Origin of the sequence: Pseudomonas sp. VD-NE ins (assembly GCF_031882575.1) — a bacterium.
In the GTDB taxonomy this organism is placed as follows: Bacteria; Pseudomonadota; Gammaproteobacteria; order Pseudomonadales; family Pseudomonadaceae; genus Aquipseudomonas; species Aquipseudomonas fluorescens_BZ.
The window spans coordinates 335888-355233 of the sequence record NZ_CP134772.1 but is presented as its reverse complement, the minus strand read 5'-3'; the positions used below and the strand labels follow the sequence as shown (position 1 = coordinate 355233).

The 19346-nt window shown below is 58.8% G+C and carries 19 protein-coding genes; 7 read left to right on the top strand and 12 right to left on the bottom strand.

Annotated features, from left to right (window positions below):
- Positions 1–76: 76 nt before the first annotated feature.
- Both RMV17_RS01550 and RMV17_RS01545 read right to left on the bottom strand, forming a co-directional pair.
- A complete protein-coding gene (locus RMV17_RS01550) occupies positions 77–3427 on the bottom strand; it encodes a hypothetical protein (protein ID WP_311885051.1) in 3351 nt (1116 codons plus the stop codon).
- 191 nt (positions 3428–3618) lie between these two features.
- A complete protein-coding gene (locus tag RMV17_RS01545; protein WP_034153008.1) occupies positions 3619–4059 on the bottom strand; it encodes a hypothetical protein in 441 nt (146 codons plus the stop codon).
- Here RMV17_RS01545 and trmL point away from each other — a divergent pair.
- Positions 4058–4513 carry a tRNA (uridine(34)/cytosine(34)/5-carboxymethylaminomethyluridine(34)-2'-O)-methyltransferase TrmL gene (trmL, locus tag RMV17_RS01540; protein WP_027611265.1) on the top strand — a complete coding sequence of 152 codons (456 nt, stop codon included), beginning with the start codon at positions 4058–4060 and terminating at the stop codon, positions 4511–4513. The two genes, RMV17_RS01545 and trmL, sit on opposite strands and share 2 nt — an antisense overlap.
- 122 nt (positions 4514–4635) lie before the next feature.
- On the opposite strand, the gene secB is transcribed toward trmL, so the two are convergent.
- From secB to RMV17_RS01525, 3 genes are read right to left on the bottom strand one after another with little or no spacing between them, the layout of a single operon-like run.
- Positions 4636–5121, bottom strand: a complete 486-nt coding sequence (secB, locus tag RMV17_RS01535) for a protein-export chaperone SecB (protein WP_007909233.1) — start codon at positions 5119–5121, stop codon at positions 4636–4638.
- Positions 5122–5178: 57 nt separating this feature from the next.
- Positions 5179–5433: a glutaredoxin 3 gene (gene grxC / locus RMV17_RS01530; RefSeq protein ID WP_034153010.1), complete on the bottom strand. Its 255-nt coding sequence runs from the start codon at positions 5431–5433 to the stop codon at positions 5179–5181.
- A 1-nt stretch (position 5434) separates the two neighbouring features.
- The gene (locus tag RMV17_RS01525) at positions 5435–5848 is read right to left on the bottom strand and encodes a rhodanese-like domain-containing protein (protein ID WP_008080560.1); all 414 of its coding nucleotides are present in this window, start codon (positions 5846–5848) and stop codon (positions 5435–5437) included.
- Positions 5849–6001: 153 nt separating this feature from the next.
- Here RMV17_RS01525 and gpmI point away from each other — a divergent pair, with 153 nt between their 5' ends.
- The 5 genes from gpmI to RMV17_RS01500 all read left to right on the top strand — a co-directional run bounded on the left by gpmI (position 6002) and on the right by RMV17_RS01500 (position 12692).
- Complete coding sequence (gene gpmI, locus RMV17_RS01520) at positions 6002–7531, top strand: 2,3-bisphosphoglycerate-independent phosphoglycerate mutase (protein WP_311885044.1); 1530 nt, start codon at positions 6002–6004, stop codon at positions 7529–7531.
- A gap of 252 nt (positions 7532–7783) precedes the next feature.
- On the top strand, positions 7784–9070 hold the full coding sequence (locus RMV17_RS01515) for a murein hydrolase activator EnvC family protein (protein WP_034153012.1): 1287 nt from the start codon (positions 7784–7786) through the stop codon (positions 9068–9070).
- 34 nt (positions 9071–9104) lie between these two features.
- A complete protein-coding gene (locus RMV17_RS01510; protein WP_034153013.1) occupies positions 9105–10424 on the top strand; it encodes a S41 family peptidase in 1320 nt (439 codons plus the stop codon).
- 2 nt (positions 10425–10426) lie between these two features.
- Complete coding sequence (locus RMV17_RS01505) at positions 10427–11203, top strand: divergent polysaccharide deacetylase family protein (protein WP_311885042.1); 777 nt, start codon at positions 10427–10429, stop codon at positions 11201–11203.
- Between the two features lie 118 nt (positions 11204–11321).
- Entirely contained in the window at positions 11322–12692 is a 1371-nt protein-coding gene (locus RMV17_RS01500) for a Vps62-related protein (RefSeq protein ID WP_311885040.1), read from the top strand.
- Here RMV17_RS01500 and RMV17_RS01495 read toward each other — a convergent pair.
- From RMV17_RS01495 to RMV17_RS01465, 7 genes are all read right to left on the bottom strand, one after another.
- Positions 12673–13428: an ABC transporter substrate-binding protein gene (locus RMV17_RS01495; protein WP_311885038.1), complete on the bottom strand. Its 756-nt coding sequence runs from the start codon at positions 13426–13428 to the stop codon at positions 12673–12675. The two genes, RMV17_RS01500 and RMV17_RS01495, sit on opposite strands and share 20 nt — an antisense overlap.
- Positions 13429–13510: 82 nt before the next feature.
- The gene (hisF, locus tag RMV17_RS01490) at positions 13511–14281 is read right to left on the bottom strand and encodes an imidazole glycerol phosphate synthase subunit HisF (protein ID WP_007909211.1); all 771 of its coding nucleotides are present in this window, start codon (positions 14279–14281) and stop codon (positions 13511–13513) included.
- 98 nt (positions 14282–14379) lie between these two features.
- A complete protein-coding gene (hisA, locus tag RMV17_RS01485; RefSeq protein WP_034153016.1) occupies positions 14380–15129 on the bottom strand; it encodes a 1-(5-phosphoribosyl)-5-[(5-phosphoribosylamino)methylideneamino]imidazole-4-carboxamide isomerase in 750 nt (249 codons plus the stop codon).
- A 101-nt stretch (positions 15130–15230) separates the two neighbouring features.
- Positions 15231–15491, bottom strand: coding sequence for a DUF2164 domain-containing protein (locus RMV17_RS01480; RefSeq protein ID WP_007952545.1), 261 nt, complete (start codon positions 15489–15491; stop codon positions 15231–15233).
- Positions 15492–16130, bottom strand: coding sequence for an imidazole glycerol phosphate synthase subunit HisH (hisH, locus tag RMV17_RS01475; protein WP_311885034.1), 639 nt, complete (start codon positions 16128–16130; stop codon positions 15492–15494). It lies immediately after the preceding gene.
- Positions 16130–16723 (bottom strand): imidazoleglycerol-phosphate dehydratase HisB, encoded by a 594-nt coding sequence (hisB, locus tag RMV17_RS01470; protein ID WP_007909204.1) that lies wholly within the window; start codon positions 16721–16723, stop codon positions 16130–16132. The genes hisH and hisB overlap by 1 nt, the downstream gene beginning before the upstream one ends.
- 273 nt (positions 16724–16996) lie before the next feature.
- The gene (locus RMV17_RS01465) at positions 16997–18661 is read right to left on the bottom strand and encodes an OFA family MFS transporter (RefSeq protein WP_311885032.1); all 1665 of its coding nucleotides are present in this window, start codon (positions 18659–18661) and stop codon (positions 16997–16999) included.
- A gap of 224 nt (positions 18662–18885) precedes the next feature.
- Here RMV17_RS01465 and RMV17_RS01460 point away from each other — a divergent pair, with 224 nt between their 5' ends.
- Positions 18886–19290, top strand: coding sequence for an acetyl-CoA sensor PanZ family protein (locus RMV17_RS01460; RefSeq protein WP_311885031.1), 405 nt, complete (start codon positions 18886–18888; stop codon positions 19288–19290).
- Positions 19291–19346: the final 56 nt, after the last annotated feature.

Sequence of the window (19346 nt, the reverse complement as noted above, 5' to 3'; positions counted from 1 at the left end):
CGTGCAAGGGACGATGGTGTTGGCATCCTGCCGATATCAATGGAACGCCGCGCTTTGGTATTGCCCGTCGAGACGTTTACGGATCAAGCCTCGGACGCTTGGGCAAATGATGCTGGGGCGGGTTTTGCCGCTTTGGATCATTTTCGCGTATGTCGGCTTCCAGCCTGTCCAGCATTTTTCCGGGGCTGCGTTCATTGAGCAAAATATCGTTGAGCCGTATCCGCCCGCTAATGTCGGCATCGCTGTAATCCCTGAGAAACCACCAGACGCGACGCTCCAGAAGCGGACGCTCGGCGTGGAATTCCGGTGTCGCACTCAGGCTCCGGATCCTGATTCTAACGTCAGGGTCGAGTTCACCGATCGTGTTCCACAGTTTCCGTTTTTTACCTACATCTTCATGCACGCTTTGCAGCCAAAGGTTTTCCGACCGATCATTGCTGACCGGTCCCAGCCAAAAGTCGGTGCCTGTTTTTTTGCGTGCCTCTATCAGCCGCCGAAAGGACGCCCGATCCGTTATGGGATTGCCCATGAGATTGAGGCCCGCTCTGATCTCACAAGATTCGGGGATCGATGCAATACGGTTGTTCGCCAGATTCAACACTTTTGCGGGAATCTCGGAGGTGATGCCCTCCGGAAATCTGTCTAACCCTGTGTTGGAAAGATCAAGTTCCTGCAGAGCAGCCATTCCCTTGACTGAAGGCACAATAGAGAGCGGATTATCGCCGAGTTTCAATACTTCCAGTCGCAACGGCCCGTTGTCAGCATTAAGTCCAGAGAGATGATGTATTCCCGTCTGCTCCAGATCCAATACACGCAACCCGGTCATGCCGGCCACCGAAAAATCAGGCGGCAAGTTACTCTTTCGCAGCTTCAATTCCCGTAAACGCGCAAGCCTTGCCAATTCTTCGAGACTGCCTGACTCCATGGTGAGCCTCAGTCTGCGATTCGCAGGATCGATACCATATCGATAACCCACGTTCAGACTTTCAAGGTTGGGAAATATTGTAAAAAAACCTTCCGGAAGAGTCAGACCCAGCCCCCCCAGGTCAAGGGAAACGATAGAGTTGAAAGTCGTTGGAGGGGGCTGAAGATCTGGCCATTCCTGAAGATGCAGAGAGAGCTTGAAACCCACCGGCCGCCTATCGTGAAAGACCAACTCGTCAGGCTCCCCTTGCCATGTGTACAGACGGCGCAACTTGAGACCCAACGCATTTCTGCTGGCGTCATAGACATCTTTCCAAAGGCTGACCTCATGGTCCAGTCGGGCAAGTCCAAGCTGGAGCCGTTTGAGCTCCACCTCTGCCGCCTTGTTGTCACCGAAGTGCACGCTGAAGTGATCGGCTTGTTGATCGGTCGCTTTCGGGAAGTATTCTCGGAACTGCGCTTGGGTGGTTGGCTCAGCGGCATTGAGCAAGCGCCCGGCGCCGCTGCCGGTATCACTGCGCAGTAATGAGTCCGGCGGCAGTGATTCGCTTGACAGACCTGTTTCCGCTTCCAGTCTTTCCAGCTTTTTCATGGGACTGAGTTCACCCTTCACAATGTCTTTCAGCCTGGCCCGAGCGCCGGGTTCAGCCTTACTGTAGCTCTCGAAAAACCGCCAGACCCGTTGCTGCAAAAGCGCGCGTTCAACGTGAAATTCGGGCGTACGCGACAGTTGCCAGACGATTTTCCTCACCTCGAGCCAGGGTTCGTCAACGCTGTTCCAAAGTTTCAGATTTTCAGGCAGATCCTCTAGCGGCAAATGTCGTAGCCAGGCATTTGGCGAGCTATCAGTACCTCCTTCTCCCAGCCAAATATCAGTACCTGTTTTTATACGCGCGTCCATCAGCCGCCGGAGGGTCGGCAGATCCGTTATGGGATTGCCGATGAGATTGAAACCCGCTCTGATTTCAACGGACTCAGGGATCGATGTAATGCGGTTGTTCGAAAGATTCAGCACTTCCCCGGGAATTTCGGACGTGATGCCCTCCGGAAACTTGTCCAGACCGGTGTTGGAAAGGTCCAGCTCCTGCAGCGCAGTCCTGCCTTTTAGCGAGGGCATAACAGCAAGTGGATTGTCGCCGAGCTTCAATACTTCCAGTCGTAACAGCCCATTGTCAGCATCCAGACCGAGCGGGAGCTGGTTTATGCCGGTCTGTGTCAGATCCAATACACGCAACTCGGTCATCCCTGTCACGTCAGGCGCCACTTTCAAGAACGCATTCTGGTGCAGATCCAGGACCTGCAAGCCCAACCGCCCTGGCATGACATTCACCATACCGGTCAGATCCGTCACCCCCTGAACGTTGCGAAGTGACAGTGCCCGCAGTTCGGTCATGCCTGTCAGCGAAAACCCGGCAGGCAGATTGCCGTCTTGCAGATTCAGCTCGCGTAAATGGGGAAGTCTGGTCAATTGTTCAACAAAGTCCTGATCAATCTTGAACCTGGAGAAGGTACGGGGCCGGCCACCGGGGAAACGGAACTGATCGCCAGGGCGAGGGGATGTGGGCCATTGACTAACCGCCGCAAGACTTTCAATGCTGGGAAACTGCGCAAGTACCGACTTCGGGATTTGCTGGTCACCAGCCCTGAGGGTAAGGGCGACAACAGAGTTGAATTTTGTTGAGTTGGGAAAAGCGACTGGCCAGAAATCGAGATCGATATCCATCTTGAAACCCACTGGTTGCTCTGCGTGATAGACACGCTCATTGGGTTCGCCCTGCCACTTGTAAAGCCTGCGTAGCTTACTCGCCATGACCACGCCAGCATCAGGAGAGTCGTGATAAACCGTTTGCATTAAAAAATCGATATCGAGCTCCATATCAGCAAGCCCACGCTCAATCCGTTTGAGCTCCACATCTGCCACATCCTTGTCGCCAAAGCGGGCGATGAAGGCATCTGCGTCCAGATCGGTCGTTTCCGGCAGGTATCTTTGGACCTGCGCCCGGGTGGTTGGCTCAATGACTTCACGCGGGTACCACAGCCCACTGTCGGCATCGCGTAACATCACCGGGCCCAATTGCGACTCGCTTGGCCGTCGGGCCCGATACAGCCCTGTCTTCGGATCCACGCGAACAGGAACAAATTTGCCGGTGGTCAACTCGGCGTAGGTGACTTTCCTGTTAACCCTCAAGCCTTCGCTGTTGACTTCTGGAAGCACCGATTCGAGGCTGACCAAGTAATCAACGAACGACAATTGAGCGTCGGGCTGAGGAACTTCAACCGAAGCGCTGTCAAGCACCCGGTCAACCGCCGGGCGAATGATGCCGACGTTTGTAGCACCCGATGATCCGGCTTGCGGTTGCGAATCGGGATAAATACCCGAACCTGAACCTCTGCGGCCCGATGGGCCGGCGAGTGGAGTTTCCACGTTCGCCGCTCGGGTGGGGCTGGTCGTCGTATTTACTTTTGCGGGGGGGCCGCCACCGGTGGGTGGTTTTCCGGGCATGGGTTTTCATCCTTGAAGAAGTCACCCTCGGCTTTCGCGCGAGGGACGAAGATTTTGGCATCCTGCCGGTTTGAATGAGGAGCGCACGATAACGTGCGCAGGCATTGAAGGAGAGCGGAAAGGAGGACTGACGGGATGGGAAATGGCGTCAAGAAGCGTAGGAGTAAACGAGAAGGGCAGCAGAATTCCGATCAGTTCGTTTGCAAACGAATCTCCAGACGCCAGCGGTCATCGACCTCACTGCCGACCCAATCGCCCTGCAGCGGCCGCGCCGCCAGCACCGTCAGCAATAGCCCACCGTCACTCGCTCGCATACGCCAGTTGACGTCTTTGCCATCGAGCTTGAGCTGCCCCTTCTGCGCCCGGCCCTCAGCCTGGAACAAAAGCGCCACGGTGCCGTCGATGATCTCGCCGTGCAGGCTGGGTTCGTTGTTGAACCACACCACCAAACCGCCATCGGTTACTTCAACCTGCTGCAATACAGTCGGATCCGGCGTGGTCAGGCGGCCGATCATCAAACCGATCATCACGCCGACAATCGCCAGCGAACCGATCACCCGCGGGAATAGTTTCGAACGGTTGTCCACAGGCGGCGTAGAATGCCGCTCATCTTTACCTTCGGAGCCGTGCATGTTTCACGTCATCCTTTTTCAACCAGAAATTCCGCCGAATACCGGCAACGTTATCAGGCTGTGCGCCAACAGCGGCTGCCACCTGCATTTGATCGAACCGCTGGGCTTCGAGATGGACGACAAGCGCTTGCGCCGTGCCGGTCTCGATTACCACGAATATGCCACGCTGCAACGTCACGCGGATCTGGCCAGTTGCCTGGAAAGCCTTGGCAACCCGCGGCTGTTCGCGTTTACCACCAAGGGCTCGCGGCCGTTTCATGATGCCGCGTTTGTTCCTGGCGATGCGTTCATCTTCGGCCCGGAAAGCCGTGGTCTGCCAGCGGAAGTACTCGACGCCCTGCCGGCGGAACAGCGCCTGCGCCTGCCGATGCGCGAAGGCTGCCGCAGCCTGAATCTGTCCAACACCGTCGCGGTCGCCGTGTACGAAGCCTGGCGCCAGAACGACTTCAAGTAACACCGCAAAACAAATGTGGGAGCGAGCCTGCTCGCGAATATGGAGTGTCAGGCAACATTGATGTGTCTGACAGACCGCTTTCGCGAGCAGGCTCGCTCCCACATGGGTGTCGCTGAACCGTCTTACTGAACGGTTGGCGTCTCGCCGCTTTCCTGCATGCGCTGCAATTCTTGCGCGTACAGGGCATCGAAGTTCACCGGGGCCAGCATCAGGGCCGGGAACGAACCACGGGTCACCAGGCTGTCCAGGGTTTCGCGCGCGTACGGGAACAGGATGTTCGGGCAGAACGCACCCAGGGTGTGGCTCATCGAAGCCGCATCGAGGTTCTTGATCAGGAAGATACCGGCCTGTTGCACTTCAGCGATGAAGGCGACTTCTTCACCGTTTTTGACGGTCACGGACAGGGTCAGTACGACTTCGTAGAAATCACCTTCCAGTGCTTTCTGACGAGTGTTCAGATCCAGAGCGACCGCCGGATCCCACTGCTGGCGGAAGATCGCCGGGCTTTTCGGGGCTTCGAAGGACAGGTCGCGTACGTAGATGCGCTGCAAGGAGAATTGCGGTGCGGTTTCTTCTTCGCTGGCTGCAGTGTTCTGTTGGTCAGTCATCTCAGATCCTTTCTGATCTTGGGTCTTTTAGGGAGTGCTGTACGTGGGTGCAGCCGTTCAGGCCTTGAGCAGCGCGTCGAGCTTGCCGGCGCGCTCCAGGGCATACAAATCATCACAACCGCCGATGTGCTTGCTGCCGACCCAGATCTGCGGCACGGACGTGCGTCCGGCTTTCTGGGCCATTTCGGCGCGCACCTGCGGCTTGCCATCGACCTTGATCTCTTTGAAGGCCACGCCTTTGTTCTCGAGCAGGTACTTGGCGCGCGAGCAGTAAGGGCAGTAATCGCTGGAGTAGACGATGACTTCGCTCATATCACTTCACCAGCGGCAGGTTGTCGCCTTTCCAGCTGGAGATCCCGCCGGACAGCTTGGCGGCGGTGAAGCCGGATTTCATCAGCTCGCGGGCGTGGGTGCCGGCGGTCTGGCCCAGGGCGTCGACCAGAATGATGGTCTTGGCCTTGTGTTTTTCCAGCTCGGCGGTGCGCGCAGCCAGTTTGTCCTGGGGAATGTTGATCGCGCCAACGATGTGGCCGGCAGCGAAATCCTTGGCCGGACGGATGTCCACCACCACGCCTGCGTCTTTATTGACCAGTGCAGTCAGCTCGCCGGTGCTCAGGCTTTTACCGCCGCCCTGCATCGTGTGCGCCAGCAGCAGAGCCAGCAGTACGACGAAGATACCGACAAGAATGTAGTGGTTAGTGGCAAATTCAATCAGGTGAGCAACCATCGAAGGAGGTTCCAGGGCGTTAAAATGTCGGCCAGTATACACAGCCACTATGGTCGGCCAAACCCCGTCCGGCGGTGACGCGGTCGGAACTTAGCTTTAAACTCCAACTCCCTTTTCCATCGCCCTCTTCTTTATTAGCCACGAGTGGATTCCATGACTACCACGCCTAAACCTTTGGTCCTGATGATTCTCGACGGCTTCGGTCACAGCGACAGCCCCGAATCCAATGCCGTTTTTGCGGCGAAGAAGCCTGTTCTCGATCGCCTCTGGGCCACGGTGCCAAACGGCTTGATCTCGGGCAGCGGCATGGACGTCGGCCTGCCGGACGGCCAGATGGGCAACTCCGAAGTCGGCCATATGAACCTCGGCGCCGGCCGCGTGGTGTATCAGGACTTCACGCGGGTGACCAAATCGATCCGCGACGGCGAGTTTTTCGAGAACCCGACCATCTGCGCCGCTGTGGATAAAGCCGTGGCCGCCGGCAAAGCCGTGCACTTCATGGGTCTGTTGTCCGACGGCGGCGTGCACAGCCACCAGGATCACCTGATCGCCATGGCCGAACTGGCCTTCAAGCGTGGCGCCGAAAAAATCTATCTGCACGCTTTCCTCGATGGCCGCGACACGCCGCCAAAAAGCGCTGCATCGTCGATCGAACTGCTCGACGCGACCTTCCAGGCGCTGGGCAAGGGCCGTATCGCCAGCATCATCGGCCGCTACTTCGCCATGGACCGTGACAACCGCTGGGACCGCGTCGCTCAGGCGTACAACCTGATCGTCGACGGCAACGGCGAATTCCACGCGGCCACCGCGCAGGAAGGTCTGGACGCTGCCTACGCGCGCGGCGAGAGCGACGAATTCGTCAAAGCCACGACCATCGGTGAGCCGGTGAAAGTCGAAGACGGCGACGCCGTGGTGTTCATGAACTTCCGTGCCGACCGCGCCCGCGAGCTGACTCGCGTGTTCGTTGAAGACGACTTCCAGGATTTCGAACGCGCACGCCAACCGAAACTGGCCGGCTTCGTCATGCTGACCCAATACGCGGCGAGCATTCCTGCACCGTCGGCGTTCGCGGCGGGCAGCCTGGAAAACGTGCTTGGCGATTATCTGGCGAAAAACGGCAAAACCCAGCTGCGCATCGCTGAAACCGAAAAATACGCCCACGTGACCTTCTTCTTCTCCGGCGGTCGCGAAGAACCGTTCCCGGGTGAAGAGCGCATCCTGATCCCGTCGCCGAAAGTCGCTACTTACGACCTGCAGCCAGAAATGAGCGCACCGGAAGTGACCGACCGTATCGTCGAGGCCATTGAAAACCAGCGTTACGACGTGATCGTGGTCAACTACGCCAACGGTGACATGGTTGGCCACAGCGGCGTGTTCGACGCAGCCGTGAAGGCGGTGGAATGCCTCGACACCTGCGTCGGTCGCATCGTTGATGCACTGGAAAAGGTTGGCGGCGAAGCGCTGATCACCGCTGACCACGGCAACGTCGAGCAGATGGCTGATGAATCCACGGGCCAGGCGCACACCGCGCACACCACTGAGCCGGTGCCGTTCATTTATGTCGGCAAGCGTGACCTGAAAGTGCGTGAGGGCGGCGTGCTGGCTGACGTGGCACCGACCATGCTGAAGCTGCTAGGCCTGGAAAAACCGGCGGAAATGACCGGCACGTCTATCCTGGTGTAATCCGCCCGCTCAAACACCACAAAACCCTGTGGGAGCTGGCTTGCCAGCGATAGCAATCTGACAGCCAACATCTATGTTGAATGTGCAGACGCCATCGCTGGCAAGCCAGCTCCCACAGTGGTTTATGGAGTTTTCGAAATGGAATTCGGTGTATTGCTTGGTCCAGTTATCACACAGCCCCAATTGGGCGTTTTTTTTGCAGCCTCGGGCGGGCATACTAGGCCGTCCCTTACCCTGGTGCCGCCCGCCTCTATGCTCCGCGTCCTGATCGCCCTCGCTCTGACCTGCCTGCTCCAACCGGCCTTCGCTGACGAGCGCGCGCAAACCCAACAGCAGTTGGACGCCACGCGTCAGGACATTGCCGAGCTGAAAAAGCTGCTGAGCAAAGTCCAGGAAGAAAAGTCCGGAGTGCAGAAAGAGCTCAAGGGCACTGAAACCGAGCTGGGTAAACTGCAGAAGCAGGTCGACGCGCTGCAGAAAGAACTGCAGAAAAGCGAATCCGAGCTGCAGCGACTCGATGCAGAGAAAAAAAAACTCCAGAGCGCGCGCACTGAACAGCAGCGACTGATCGCCATTCAGGCCCGTGCGGCCTATCAGAACGGTCGCCAGGAATACCTCAAGCTGCTGCTCAACCAGCAGAATCCCGAGAAATTCGCCCGCACCCTCACCTATTACGATTACCTGAGCCAGGCCCGGCTGGAACAGTTGAAGAACTTCAACGAAACCCTGCGCCAACTGGCCAATGTCGAAAAAGATATTGCCGCCCAGCAGGCGCAATTGCTGGTGCAGAAAAGCAGCCTCGATACCCAGCGCGACGAACTGGAAAATGTCCGCAAGGAACGCCAGCAAGTGCTCGCCAAGCTTAACGATGACGTGAAAGCCCGCGACCAGAAACTCGCCGCCCGCGAGCAGGATCAGGCAGACCTGTCTAAAGTCCTTAAAACCATTGAAGAAACCCTGGCCCGCCAGGCCCGTGAGGCAGAAGAAGCGCGGCAGAAAGCGCTGATCGCCCAGCAGGAAGCAGAAAAAAAGCGTTTGCGTGAGGCGCAGGCTGAAAACAGCGACGCCCCACGAAAACCCGCCAGATCCACTCCCGGCGCGCTGGTTTCCAGCAGCGGCGAGACCTTCGGTGGCCCTTTTGCTGCAACCCGGGGAAAACTTCCGTGGCCGGTTGATGGTCGACTATTGGCACGCTTCGGTGAAAGCCGTGGCGACGACGCCCGCACCAAGTGGGACGGCGTGATGATCAGCGCCTCCGCCGGCAGCCAGGTGCATGCCGTACATGGTGGTCGCGTGGTGTTCGCCGACTGGCTGCGCGGTGCCGGGCTGCTGGTGATCCTCGATCATGGCAACGGTTTTCTGAGTCTTTACGGTCACAACCAGACGCTGCTCAAGTCGGCCGGCGACGTGGTAAAAGCCGGTGAGTCGATCTCCACTGTCGGTAACAGTGGTGGTCAGGACACACCAGCGCTGTATTTCGCAATTCGTCAGCAGGGTCACCCGAGTGATCCGGCGCAATGGTGCCGCGCGCAAGGATAGGCGTTGAGTCACCTACATTAGGAGTTCGTTCGACATGCTGCATTTGTCCCGCCTTACCTCGCTGGCCCTGACGATCGCTCTGGTGATCGGCGCGCCTCTGGCGTTCGCCGCGCAACCGGCCCCGACCGTCGCTCCGGCAGGCACTGCCGCGACTTCCAAGGCGCCACTGCCGCTGGAAGAGTTGCGCACTTTTGCCGAGGTCATGGACCGGATCAAAGCTGCCTACGTCGAGCCGGTGGACGACAAGACCCTGCTGGAAAACGCGATCAAGGGCATGCTCAGCAACCTTGATCCGCACTCGGCCTACCTCGGCCCTGAAGATTTCACCGAACTGCAGGAAAGCACCAGCGGTGAATTCGGCGGCCTGGGCATTGAAGTCGGCGCCGAAGACGGCTTCATCAAAGTGGTCTCGCCAATCGATGACACCCCGGCGTCGAAGGCCGGTATTCAGGCCGGCGACTTCATCGTCAAGATCAACGGTGCGCCAACGCGCGGCCAGACCATGACCGAAGCCGTGGACAAGATGCGCGGCAAGATCGGCCAGAAAATCACCCTGACCCTGGTGCGCGACGGCGGCACGCCGTTCGACGTGACCCTGGCCCGCGCGGTGATTCAGGTGAAGAGCGTCAAGGCGCAGCTGCTGGAAACCGGCTATGCGTACATCCGCATCACTCAGTTCCAGGTCAAGACCGGCGAAGAAGTTTCCAAGGCTCTGGCCAAGCTGCGCAAGGACAACGGCAAGAAGCTCAACGGCATCATTCTCGACCTGCGCAACAACCCGGGCGGCGTGTTGCAGGCGGCGGTGGAAGTGGTCGACCACTTCATCACCAAAGGTCTGATCGTTTACACCAAGGGCCGCATCGCCAACTCCGAGTTGCGTTTCTCCGCGACCGGCAAAGACGAAAGCGAAGCGGTGCCAATGGTTGTGCTGATCAACGGTGGCAGCGCCTCGGCTTCGGAAATCGTCGCCGGCGCCCTGCAGGATCAGAAACGCGCGGTAGTCATGGGCACCACCAGTTTCGGCAAGGGCTCGGTTCAAACCGTGCTGCCGCTGAACAATGACCGCGCACTGAAGATCACCACGGCGCTGTACTTCACGCCGAACGGCCGCTCGATTCAGGCGCAGGGCATCGTCCCGGACATCGAAGTGCGCAAAGCCAAGATCACCAACGAGGCGGACGGCGACTACTTCAAAGAAGCCGATCTGCAAGGTCACTTGGGCAACGGCAACGGCGGCGCCGACAAACCAACCGGTTCCGGCGCCAAGCCTAAAGCCATGCCGCAGGATGACGATTACCAATTGGCCCAGGCCCTGAGCCTGCTCAAAGGCCTGAGCATCACGTCCGGCCGTTGAGGATGTCTCTGCGTTTCGTCTTCGTTCTGTTGTGCTGTCTGGCGGGTGCTGCTCACGCAGAGCCCGCCAGCCCAAAGCCACACAAAGCCTACCTGACACTGATCATCGACGACCTGGGGCAGAATCTGCCCCGGGATCGCCGCGTGCTGGCCCTGCCCGGCCCGGTGACCACGGCGATCATGCCTGATACCCCGCACGCCACCGAGTTCGCCCGCGAGGCCCATCGTGCCGGCAAGATCGTCATTCTGCATATGCCCATGGATCCGGCCACCGGGCCTTATGCCTGGCACCCCGAACTGCCCATCGAAGAGCTGGAAAAACGCCTCAACGCCGCGTTCAAAATGGTTCCGTACACCGCCGGCATCAATAACCACATGGGCAGCCACATGACTGCGCAACCGGTGGCGATGGCGTGGTTGATGGGCGAGTTGCAGCGCCGCCACAAGTTCTTCGTCGACAGCCGTACCAGCGCACAGACCGTGGCGGCGCAGCAGGCGCAGAAAATCGATCTGGCCAGTGTGTCGCGGGATGTATTTCTCGATGACGAGCGCACTGAAACCGCGATCTATACGCAGTTGCAGACCGCGATCAGCCTGGCGCACAAACAGGGTTCGGCGGTGATGATCGGCCATCCGTATCCGCAGACTTTAGCGGTGCTCGAGCGCGAGTTGCCGAAGTTGAAGGCTCAGGGAATCGAGTGGATCGATATCAAGCAAATGATCAGCGTGCGCAGCAATCGGGCCATGAGCGGCCATGGTAAAAACGGGGTTTACCGGTAATACGCTGTAACGCTGCACAATACACAGTTACCGCCAGACACCCGCGGCCTTTCCGGATAGTGAGACCTGCAACAGGTCGCGACGCCCTTGCGTCGCCTTTCAACTATCAGGAATTGCAATGACTACTCATGAGACTACCGCTTTGCCAACCGGGCAAATGCAACCTATCCGAAACGACAACTTGCTGATCAGCTTCACGACGGAGTTTCTGCGCATCTGGGATACCACTGGTTCCCGGGCGAAACCGGCGGCCTTCTGGCGGCCCACGCCGCCTGCCGATGTGCTGCCGGGTTATTTTCCGTTGGGCGACGTGGCCGTTACTGACAGCGAAAACATCACCGGCAGGCACGTGGTGGCCGTGGTTTGCGAAGCGGCAACCCCCAGTGCGGATCCCGCAAAAGGCAGCGCGTTGCGCCGCCCTGATGACTACGAACTGATCTGGCGAGACACAGGTACAGGTTCGAAAAAGGACGGGGCGATCTGGCGCCCCATTCCTCCGCAAGGGTACGTGGCGCTGGGTTCGGTCTGCTCCGACGGCCACGGGAAGCCTTCCTTAAATGCTGTCCGCTGCGTCCGCGACGATCTCCTGATTGCTTCTGGCCTCAGTGAATCGGTGTGGACAGACAAGGGTAGCCGCGGCCGACAAAGTATCAGCGCGTGGAGTGCCGTTCCGCCATCGCCGCCTCTGGATGAAATCCATCTGGCGCCGGGGACCTTTGTCGGTTTCGAGGGCTATAACAGACCTGCCAATTTCCCTGTTTACTCGTTACGCATTCCGATTTTGCTGGAGGCCAATACACGCCCCGCTGCGCCAGTCCTTGACAGTGAAATTCCTCCCGTCTTACAGACACCCGAACACCCCACTTACACCGCACGACTGCCTTGGTTCACGGTAAAAGACCCCGAACTGTCCCCTCCTCAGCAGCACAGTCGTTCACCTGAGTACCTGCTGCAGCGCACGGATCATTATCAGCTCGTAGGTCATTGCCATAACGAGGGCAACAACAAGACGGTCCGCTGGACCGCCCCTCGCATGCAGAAAAACGACAGCCTGCGCCTGTTCACCTACGCCACTTCGATCGGGTTCGGCACACAGTGGCAAAGCAACTTGCACCGGCCCTTTCTGTTTTCGGCGCGGTTGAACAATGATTTTACCCAGTGTGAAACGCAATCGAACGAATGGCTCAACCCGGCACCGATCGAAGTCGCGGCTATCGTGGCCAAAAACAGTTCAATAGCGGTGTATCTGACTCAGAGCACTTACAGACTGCTTCGCGCGGACGGCACACAGGTTGCCAACGACGTTTGCTACACCGATAGCAAGAACCTGCACTTCAGCGTGTACACACCACCGCAACCGAACGCGACAGTCGCGCCTGCCGAGGCCGCCCCCCTGCAAAGCACAACAGTCGATCACGCAGCGGATAACGCAGTCCCAGCGTTGCCCGCCAGCACAGAATTGCCAGTGCCTACAGATAGCGCCCCATGATCTCGTCGACAACACCGTCCTTGCGCATCTGATCAAGCGCAGTCTGCAACCTGGCGACGACTGTATCTGACACATCCTTGTTCAGTGCCAGATACAGTTCTGCGCTGTTGAAGCGCAACACGGTCTTGAGCCCGGTAACGCCATCCTGCCGCGCGAGGTAACGCCCGGCAGGATCACCGGTGGCCCACAGGTCGATCTGACCATTGACCAGTTTCTTCGCATTGTCCTGATCGCGCAGCACCACTATCGGCTTCAGGCCCTGCTTGGCTAGCGTCTCGGCAATCGCGTCACCTTTGTAAGCGCCGATCTTGTACTTGCGCGCGTCGTTGAGGGTTTCGAGGGTGATCTTGCTGTCAGCCTTGGCCAACATGATCCAGTCGTCCGGGCCGATCGGGCCGACCCATTTGAACAGTTTTTCGCGATCCGGCAGACGCGCCATCACGAAGGCCCCGTAACCAGGGTTTTCCAGGGCGAGTTTGTAGACGCGTTCCCATGGGAAACGCAGGGTCAGGCTGTAGGTGATGCCGGCTCGCTGGAACATTTCGCGCACGATGTCGGTGGCGATACCGTTGATGTTCTCGCCCTGGGCGAAATTCTTGCCGTTCTTCGCCATGTTGTACGGCGGGAAGTTTTCGGTGAGGAGCACCAGATCGGTGTCGGGACTGGTTTCGGCGCGAGCCGTGTTGAGGAGCAACATCGAGGCGCTGGCGAGAACAAGAAGCAGGCGTTTGATCATGTCGGGCTACCGAAATCCATGGCGTGCCCAAGAGTGCCTTGGGTGCGCCATGGTGTCCACTGGCCTGTATGGATTTTGACGCTTAGCGCATCACGATGCCGCGTTTGGCCATGTAGGCCTTGGCTTCCTGCACAGTGTATTCGCCGAAGTGGAAAATACTCGCCGCCAACACAGCGCTCGCGTGGCCTTCGAGAATGCCGTCAGCCAAGTGCTGCAGATTGCCAACGCCACCGGAAGCAATCACCGGAATACCCAGCGCATCGCTGATCGCGCGGGTCACGCCGAGGTCGAAACCGTTTTTCATGCCGTCCTGATCCATGCTGGTCAGCAGGATTTCGCCGGCACCGAGGCCTTCCATTTTCTTCGCCCACTCGACCGCGTCGAGGCCGGTTGGCTTGCGCCCGCCGTGGGTGAAGATTTCCCAGCGCGGGGTTTCGCCCGGGCCAGAAACCTTCTTCGCATCGATGGCAACAACGATGCACTGCGAACCGAAATGCTGCGCCGCTTCACCGACGAACTCCGGGTTGAACACGGCAGCGGTGTTGATCGACACCTTGTCCGCGCCGGCATTGAGCAGGTTGCGAATATCCTGCACGGTACGCACGCCACCGCCGACAGTCAGCGGGATGAACACCTGACTGGCCATGCGCTCGACAGTATGCAGCGTGGTGTCGCGGCCATCGACGCTGGCGGTGATGTCGAGAAAGGTAATCTCGTCGGCACCCTGCTCGTCATAGCGACGGGCGATTTCCACCGGGTCACCGGCGTCGCGGATGTTCTCGAACTTCACACCTTTGACGACCCGGCCGTTGTCCACGTCCAGGCAAGGGATGATGCGTTTGGCTAACGCCATGGGCTTAATCTCCGATCAAGAGTTGCAAGCTTCAAGCTTCAAGCTGCAAGCTGCAAGAAAGAGCGGACGCGTCGCGCTTCTAACTTGCAGCTCGCAGCTTACAGCTTGGAGCTGGTCGCGTAGCTATCGCAGAAAGCCTGGGCTTCTGCCACATCCAGCGTGCCCTCGTAAATCGCGCGACCCGTAATGGCGCCGATGATGCCCGGCGCCTTGGCGTCGAGCAGCGACTTGATGTCACCCAGATTGTGGATGCCGCCGGACGCGATCACCGGGATCCTGGTGGCAGCGGCCAGCGCAGCGGTGAACGGTACGTTGCAGCCTTGCATCATGCCGTCTTTGGCGATGTCGGTATAAACGATCGAGGACACGCCGTCGGCTTCGAACTGCTTGGCCAGGTCGATGACCTGCACGGTGCTGATTTCAGCCCAGCCATCGGTGGCGACGAAACCGTCTTTGGCGTCCAGACCGACGATGATCTTGCCCGGGAACGCGCGGCACGCTTCAGCGACGAACGCCGGATCTTTCACGGCTTTGGTGCCGATGATCACGTAGCTGACGCCAGCCTTGACGTAGTGCTCGATGGTTTCCAGCGAACGGATGCCGCCACCGATCTGGATCGGCAGGGTCGGGTAGCGCTTGGCGATCGCGGTGACCACTTCGCCATTGACTGGCTGGCCTTCGAACGCGCCGTTCAGATCGACCAGATGCAGACGGCGGCAACCGCCCTCGACCCACTTGGCAGCCATGCTCACCGGGTCATCGGAGAACACTGTGGAATCTTCCATGCGGCCCTGGCGCAGACGTACGCAGGCACCGTCTTTAAGATCGATAGCGGGAATAATCAGCATGCTTTTTCCTTCGTCAAAAGAGCGGCAAGCTGCAAGCGACTAGCTGCGAGCATGCGGTGTACCAGTTCTTGCAGCTTGAAGCTTGCGGCTTGCAGCTGCTCCTAATTTTTTTCGAGCGCCCACAGGTCGCTTTCGATGCTTTCAAACCGCTCTTTGAGGTGGGTCTGCACATCGAAAATCGCCCTGTTGTAATAGTGCGGAGCAATTTCGCGGGTAAACAGCTCAAGAATTTCCGCCGCTTCGAACGATCCCAGATCGAGCTCGAAGCGGTCTTCCATGAACCGCTGGATCTTGCGATTGGCCTCGCTCTCCTGTTCGGGAGTGAGGGTCAGGATCGGCGGCTTGGACTTCTTGGCAGCCATTTACCAGCGACCGTCCCACGCGGCGAAGTTCTGCAGTAATTGCAGGCCATGGGTATGGCTTTTCTCCGGGTGGAACTGCACGGCGAAACGCGAACCATCGGCCAGCGCCGCAGCGAAATCGACGCCGTAATGACCGCCACCGACCACCTGCCGCGCGTTGGCGGCGGCGATGTAGTAGCTGTGCACGAAGTAGAAACGCGCCATGTCCGGAATGTCATGCCACAGCGGGTGGCTGACCTTCTGCTTCACCTCGTTCCAGCCCATGTGCGGGACTTTCAGGTGTTCGCCGTCTTCATGCAGGTCTTTGCCGAAGAACTTCACCGCGCCCGGGAACAGGCCGATGCAGTCGACGCCATCGTTCTCTTCGCTGCTGTCGAGCAACGCTTGCATGCCGACACAGATACCGAGGAACGGACGATCCTGACTGACTTCGCGCACCAGCGAGTCGAAACCGAGGCGACGGATCTCCGCCATGCAATCGCGAATCGCGCCAACACCGGGGAACACCACGCGGTCAGCTTCACGAATCACGTCCGCATCGCTGGTGATCAGCACTTTACCGGCGCCGACGTGCTCGAGGGCCTTGGCCACCGAGTGCAGGTTACCCATGCCGTAATCGATAACTGCAACCGTCTGCATTACAGAACGCCTTTGGTCGATGGCATTTGCCCGGCCATGCGCTCATCCAGCTCGACGGCCATGCGCAGCGCGCGGCCGAAAGCCTTGAACACGGTTTCGATCTGGTGGTGAGTGTTGGTGCCACGCAGGTTGTCGATGTGCAGGCTGACCAACGCATGGTTGACGAAGCCCTGGAAAAATTCCTGGAACAGGTCAACGTCGAAACCGCCGACGGTAGCGCGGGTGTATGGCACGTGCATCTGCAGGCCTGGACGACCGGAGAAGTCGATCACCACACGCGACAGCGCTTCATCGAGCGGCACGTAGGCATGACCGTAGCGACGGATGCCTTTTTTATCGCCAATGGCTTTGGCAAATGCCTGGCCGAGGGTGATACCGACGTCTTCCACCGTGTGGTGGTCGTCGATATGCAGATCGCCCTTGCATTCGATATCCAGGTCGATCAACCCGTGACGGGCGATCTGATCCAGCATGTGCTCAAGAAAAGGAACACCGATATCGAATCGGGCCTTTCCGGTGCCATCAAGGTTGATCGAGGCTTTGATCTGGGTTTCCAGAGTGTCGCGCTCGACAGAAGCCTTACGTTCGGCCATCACCAGCTCCGCAAAATCATTGGGCGAAAAAGGCAGCCATTATAGGCACGCGGGGCCGAAACAGAAACACGAGAGGTGAGATGGCTGACGGATAGAACCCCCGGCTGTCGCGGGTAGACATGTCCATACAAGCCATTACAGGCAGCGCAAAAACAAATGTGGGAGCGAGCCTGCTCGCGAATGCGGTGGGTCCGCCAACAATTAAGTTGACTGACATTCCGTCTTCGCGAGCAGGCTCGCTCCCACAGGTTCGGTGTTTATTCAGCTAACACCTTAGTGAAACAGTACCGCCGTTTTCTGCAGGGTCACCCACACACCCCACGCCAACGGAATACCTACAGCCAGCCACGCGGCGATTGCCAGCGGCTTGCTGCCCGGTGCGGCTTTCCACTCCAGAACGGTGCTGGCGTCAGCACCTTTGTCGTGGCCCAGCGCCTGTTCGGCGGCCAGCTCAGCGTCGGTCATGAAGTACTTGTCGGCCACCGGACGCACCATCAGGTTGCACAGGAAGCCCAGCACCAGCAGGCCGGCGAGGATGTACAAAGTGATGTCGTAAGCGGCAGCGCGTTCAACGCCGATGCTCAACTGATATTCACGCAAGTAGTTCACCAACACTGGACCCAGTACGCCAGCCGCAGCCCAAGCCGTCAGCAGACGACCGTGGATCGCACCGACCATCTGCGTACCGAACAGGTCGGCCAGATAGGCCGGAACAGTGGCAAAACCACCGCCGTACATCGACAGAATGATGCAGAACGCCGCCACGAACAGCGCAACATTGCCCAGATGGCCCATGTTCGGAATCAGCGCGTACAGGGCAAAACCCAGCGCAAAGAATACGAAGTAGGTGTTTTTACGCCCCAGATAGTCCGAGAACGAAGCCCAGAAGAAGCGGCCACCGATGTTGAACAGGCTCAGCAGACCGGTGAAACCGGCAGCAATGGCGGCAATCGAAGCCAGTTGACCGGCGTCCAGTTGACCGAACGGAACATCAACACCCAGCAATTTACCGCCGAACACTTCCTGCAGCAGTGGCGAAGCCATGCCGAGGATGCCGATACCGGCGGATACGTTCAGGCACAGCACCAGCCAGACCAGACGGAATTGCGGGGTTTTCCACGCCACATTCACGTGCACGTGGCGATGAGTGATCATCGAGTTGGAAGCCTTTTTCGCCGGAGCGGTCCAGCCTTCAGGTTTCCAGCCGGTTGGCGGCACGCGGTACGATAGAGCGCCACCGATCATGAATACAAAGTAGATCGCGGCCATGGCCACGAAACTCTGCCAGACGCCAACACCTTCAGCCGAGCCAAAGTGGCTCATCAGCGCAGTTGCCAGCGGTGCACCGACCATCGCGCCACCGCCGAAGCCCATGATTGCCATGCCGGTGGCCATGCCGCGCTTGTCCGGGAACCACTTGATCAGGGTCGATACCGGCGAGATATAGCCCAGGCCCAGACCGATACCGCCGATCACGCCGGAACCGATCCACATCAGCCAGATCTGGTGGGTATAAATACCCAGCGCCGAGATCAGCAGACCGCCGCACCAGCACAGTGCCGAGACCACGCCAGCCTTGCGTGGCCCGGCGTGTTCCAGCCAGCCACCCCAGATCGCTGCCGAGCAGCCGAGGAAAATGAAGAACAGTGTGTAGATCCAGCCGAGCATCGAGATCGGCCAGTCGCATTGCGACGAGAACACTTGTGCGATGAAGCTCATGTCCGGCGCGCAAGCCACCGGGGCGGTAACGCCCAGCGCCTTGGACAGCGGCAACCAGAACACCGAGAAGCCGTAGGCCATGCCGATGCACAGGTGGATGGCCAGAGCGGCCGGTGGAACCAGCCAACGGTTGAAACCGGGCTTGGCGATGATGCGCTCCTTGGACAGGAACGCGGGCTGATCGGCTTTGAGGCCGTCCGCCGTGATGCTCGTGCTCATTGTGTATCCCCCAATTATTAGTATGGTTCGCCAGCCACTGTTCACCCCCGGCCTTTATGCACGCAGGCATGACCGTTTTTTTGGGTGAAGCTCCTTGAAGGCGCGACGTTAAGTCGCAGAAGGACGGACGAACGGGCGAAGGTTACCATTTGCACGTGACAGAAAAACCAAACTGATATCACCTTTTTTATGTCATCTGTTCTCGTACCACTCAGGAAAGCGCCATGCCGATCATTGTCCAAGCCCTGAAAGACGCCAGTTATCAGGATCAGCAGGATTTGCAGAAGATCTATCGCGATGCCCCGGAATGGCTGTTCGCACCGTTTTCCGGGGAGGCTGACCTGATCGAAGGCGCCCTCGCGGACGGCTCTTTTATCGCTGGCCGCTTCAACGACCGCTTGCTGGGTGCCGGCATTCTGCAAAGGCATCAAGGCGTCTGGTACTTGTCCCATTTATGCGTACGAAAAATTACCCGTCGCCGTGGGGTCGCCGAGAGACTGGTGAACCAAGCGCAGAAAATGGCGTCGCAAGCGGGTGCCGAACTGCGCTTGCTGGCCCCTGCGGAACATCCCGAGGCTCAAGCACTCGCCGCCAGGTTGCAGATACCGCTGGACGTCCTGGCAACATGACGTCACAGCGAACCGGGCAGTTGCAGCGCTATACTCCCCGGCTAAATTACGAATTC

Bases quoted from the DNA above. Each gene is read 5' to 3' on its own strand.
- RMV17_RS01550 (WP_311885051.1), bottom strand. From the start codon at position 3,427: ATGCCCGGAAAACCACCCACCGGTGGCGGCCCCCCCGCAAAAGTAAAT.
- trmL (WP_027611265.1), top strand. From the start codon at position 4,058: ATGTTTCACGTCATCCTTTTTCAACCAGAAATTCCGCCGAATACCGGC.
- RMV17_RS01545 (WP_034153008.1), bottom strand. From the start codon at position 4,059: ATGCACGGCTCCGAAGGTAAAGATGAGCGGCATTCTACGCCGCCTGTG.
- secB (WP_007909233.1), bottom strand. From the start codon at position 5,121: ATGACTGACCAACAGAACACTGCAGCCAGCGAAGAAGAAACCGCACCG.
- grxC (WP_034153010.1), bottom strand. From the start codon at position 5,433: ATGAGCGAAGTCATCGTCTACTCCAGCGATTACTGCCCTTACTGCTCG.
- RMV17_RS01525 (WP_008080560.1), bottom strand. From the start codon at position 5,848: ATGGTTGCTCACCTGATTGAATTTGCCACTAACCACTACATTCTTGTC.
- gpmI (WP_311885044.1), top strand. From the start codon at position 6,002: ATGACTACCACGCCTAAACCTTTGGTCCTGATGATTCTCGACGGCTTC.
- RMV17_RS01515 (WP_034153012.1), top strand. From the start codon at position 7,784: ATGCTCCGCGTCCTGATCGCCCTCGCTCTGACCTGCCTGCTCCAACCG.
- RMV17_RS01510 (WP_034153013.1), top strand. From the start codon at position 9,105: ATGCTGCATTTGTCCCGCCTTACCTCGCTGGCCCTGACGATCGCTCTG.
- RMV17_RS01505 (WP_311885042.1), top strand. From the start codon at position 10,427: ATGTCTCTGCGTTTCGTCTTCGTTCTGTTGTGCTGTCTGGCGGGTGCT.
- RMV17_RS01500 (WP_311885040.1), top strand. From the start codon at position 11,322: ATGACTACTCATGAGACTACCGCTTTGCCAACCGGGCAAATGCAACCT.
- RMV17_RS01495 (WP_311885038.1), bottom strand. From the start codon at position 13,428: ATGATCAAACGCCTGCTTCTTGTTCTCGCCAGCGCCTCGATGTTGCTC.
- hisF (WP_007909211.1), bottom strand. From the start codon at position 14,281: ATGGCGTTAGCCAAACGCATCATCCCTTGCCTGGACGTGGACAACGGC.
- hisA (WP_034153016.1), bottom strand. From the start codon at position 15,129: ATGCTGATTATTCCCGCTATCGATCTTAAAGACGGTGCCTGCGTACGT.
- RMV17_RS01480 (WP_007952545.1), bottom strand. From the start codon at position 15,491: ATGGCTGCCAAGAAGTCCAAGCCGCCGATCCTGACCCTCACTCCCGAA.
- hisH (WP_311885034.1), bottom strand. From the start codon at position 16,130: ATGCAGACGGTTGCAGTTATCGATTACGGCATGGGTAACCTGCACTCG.
- hisB (WP_007909204.1), bottom strand. From the start codon at position 16,723: ATGGCCGAACGTAAGGCTTCTGTCGAGCGCGACACTCTGGAAACCCAG.
- RMV17_RS01465 (WP_311885032.1), bottom strand. From the start codon at position 18,661: ATGAGCACGAGCATCACGGCGGACGGCCTCAAAGCCGATCAGCCCGCG.
- RMV17_RS01460 (WP_311885031.1), top strand. From the start codon at position 18,886: ATGCCGATCATTGTCCAAGCCCTGAAAGACGCCAGTTATCAGGATCAG.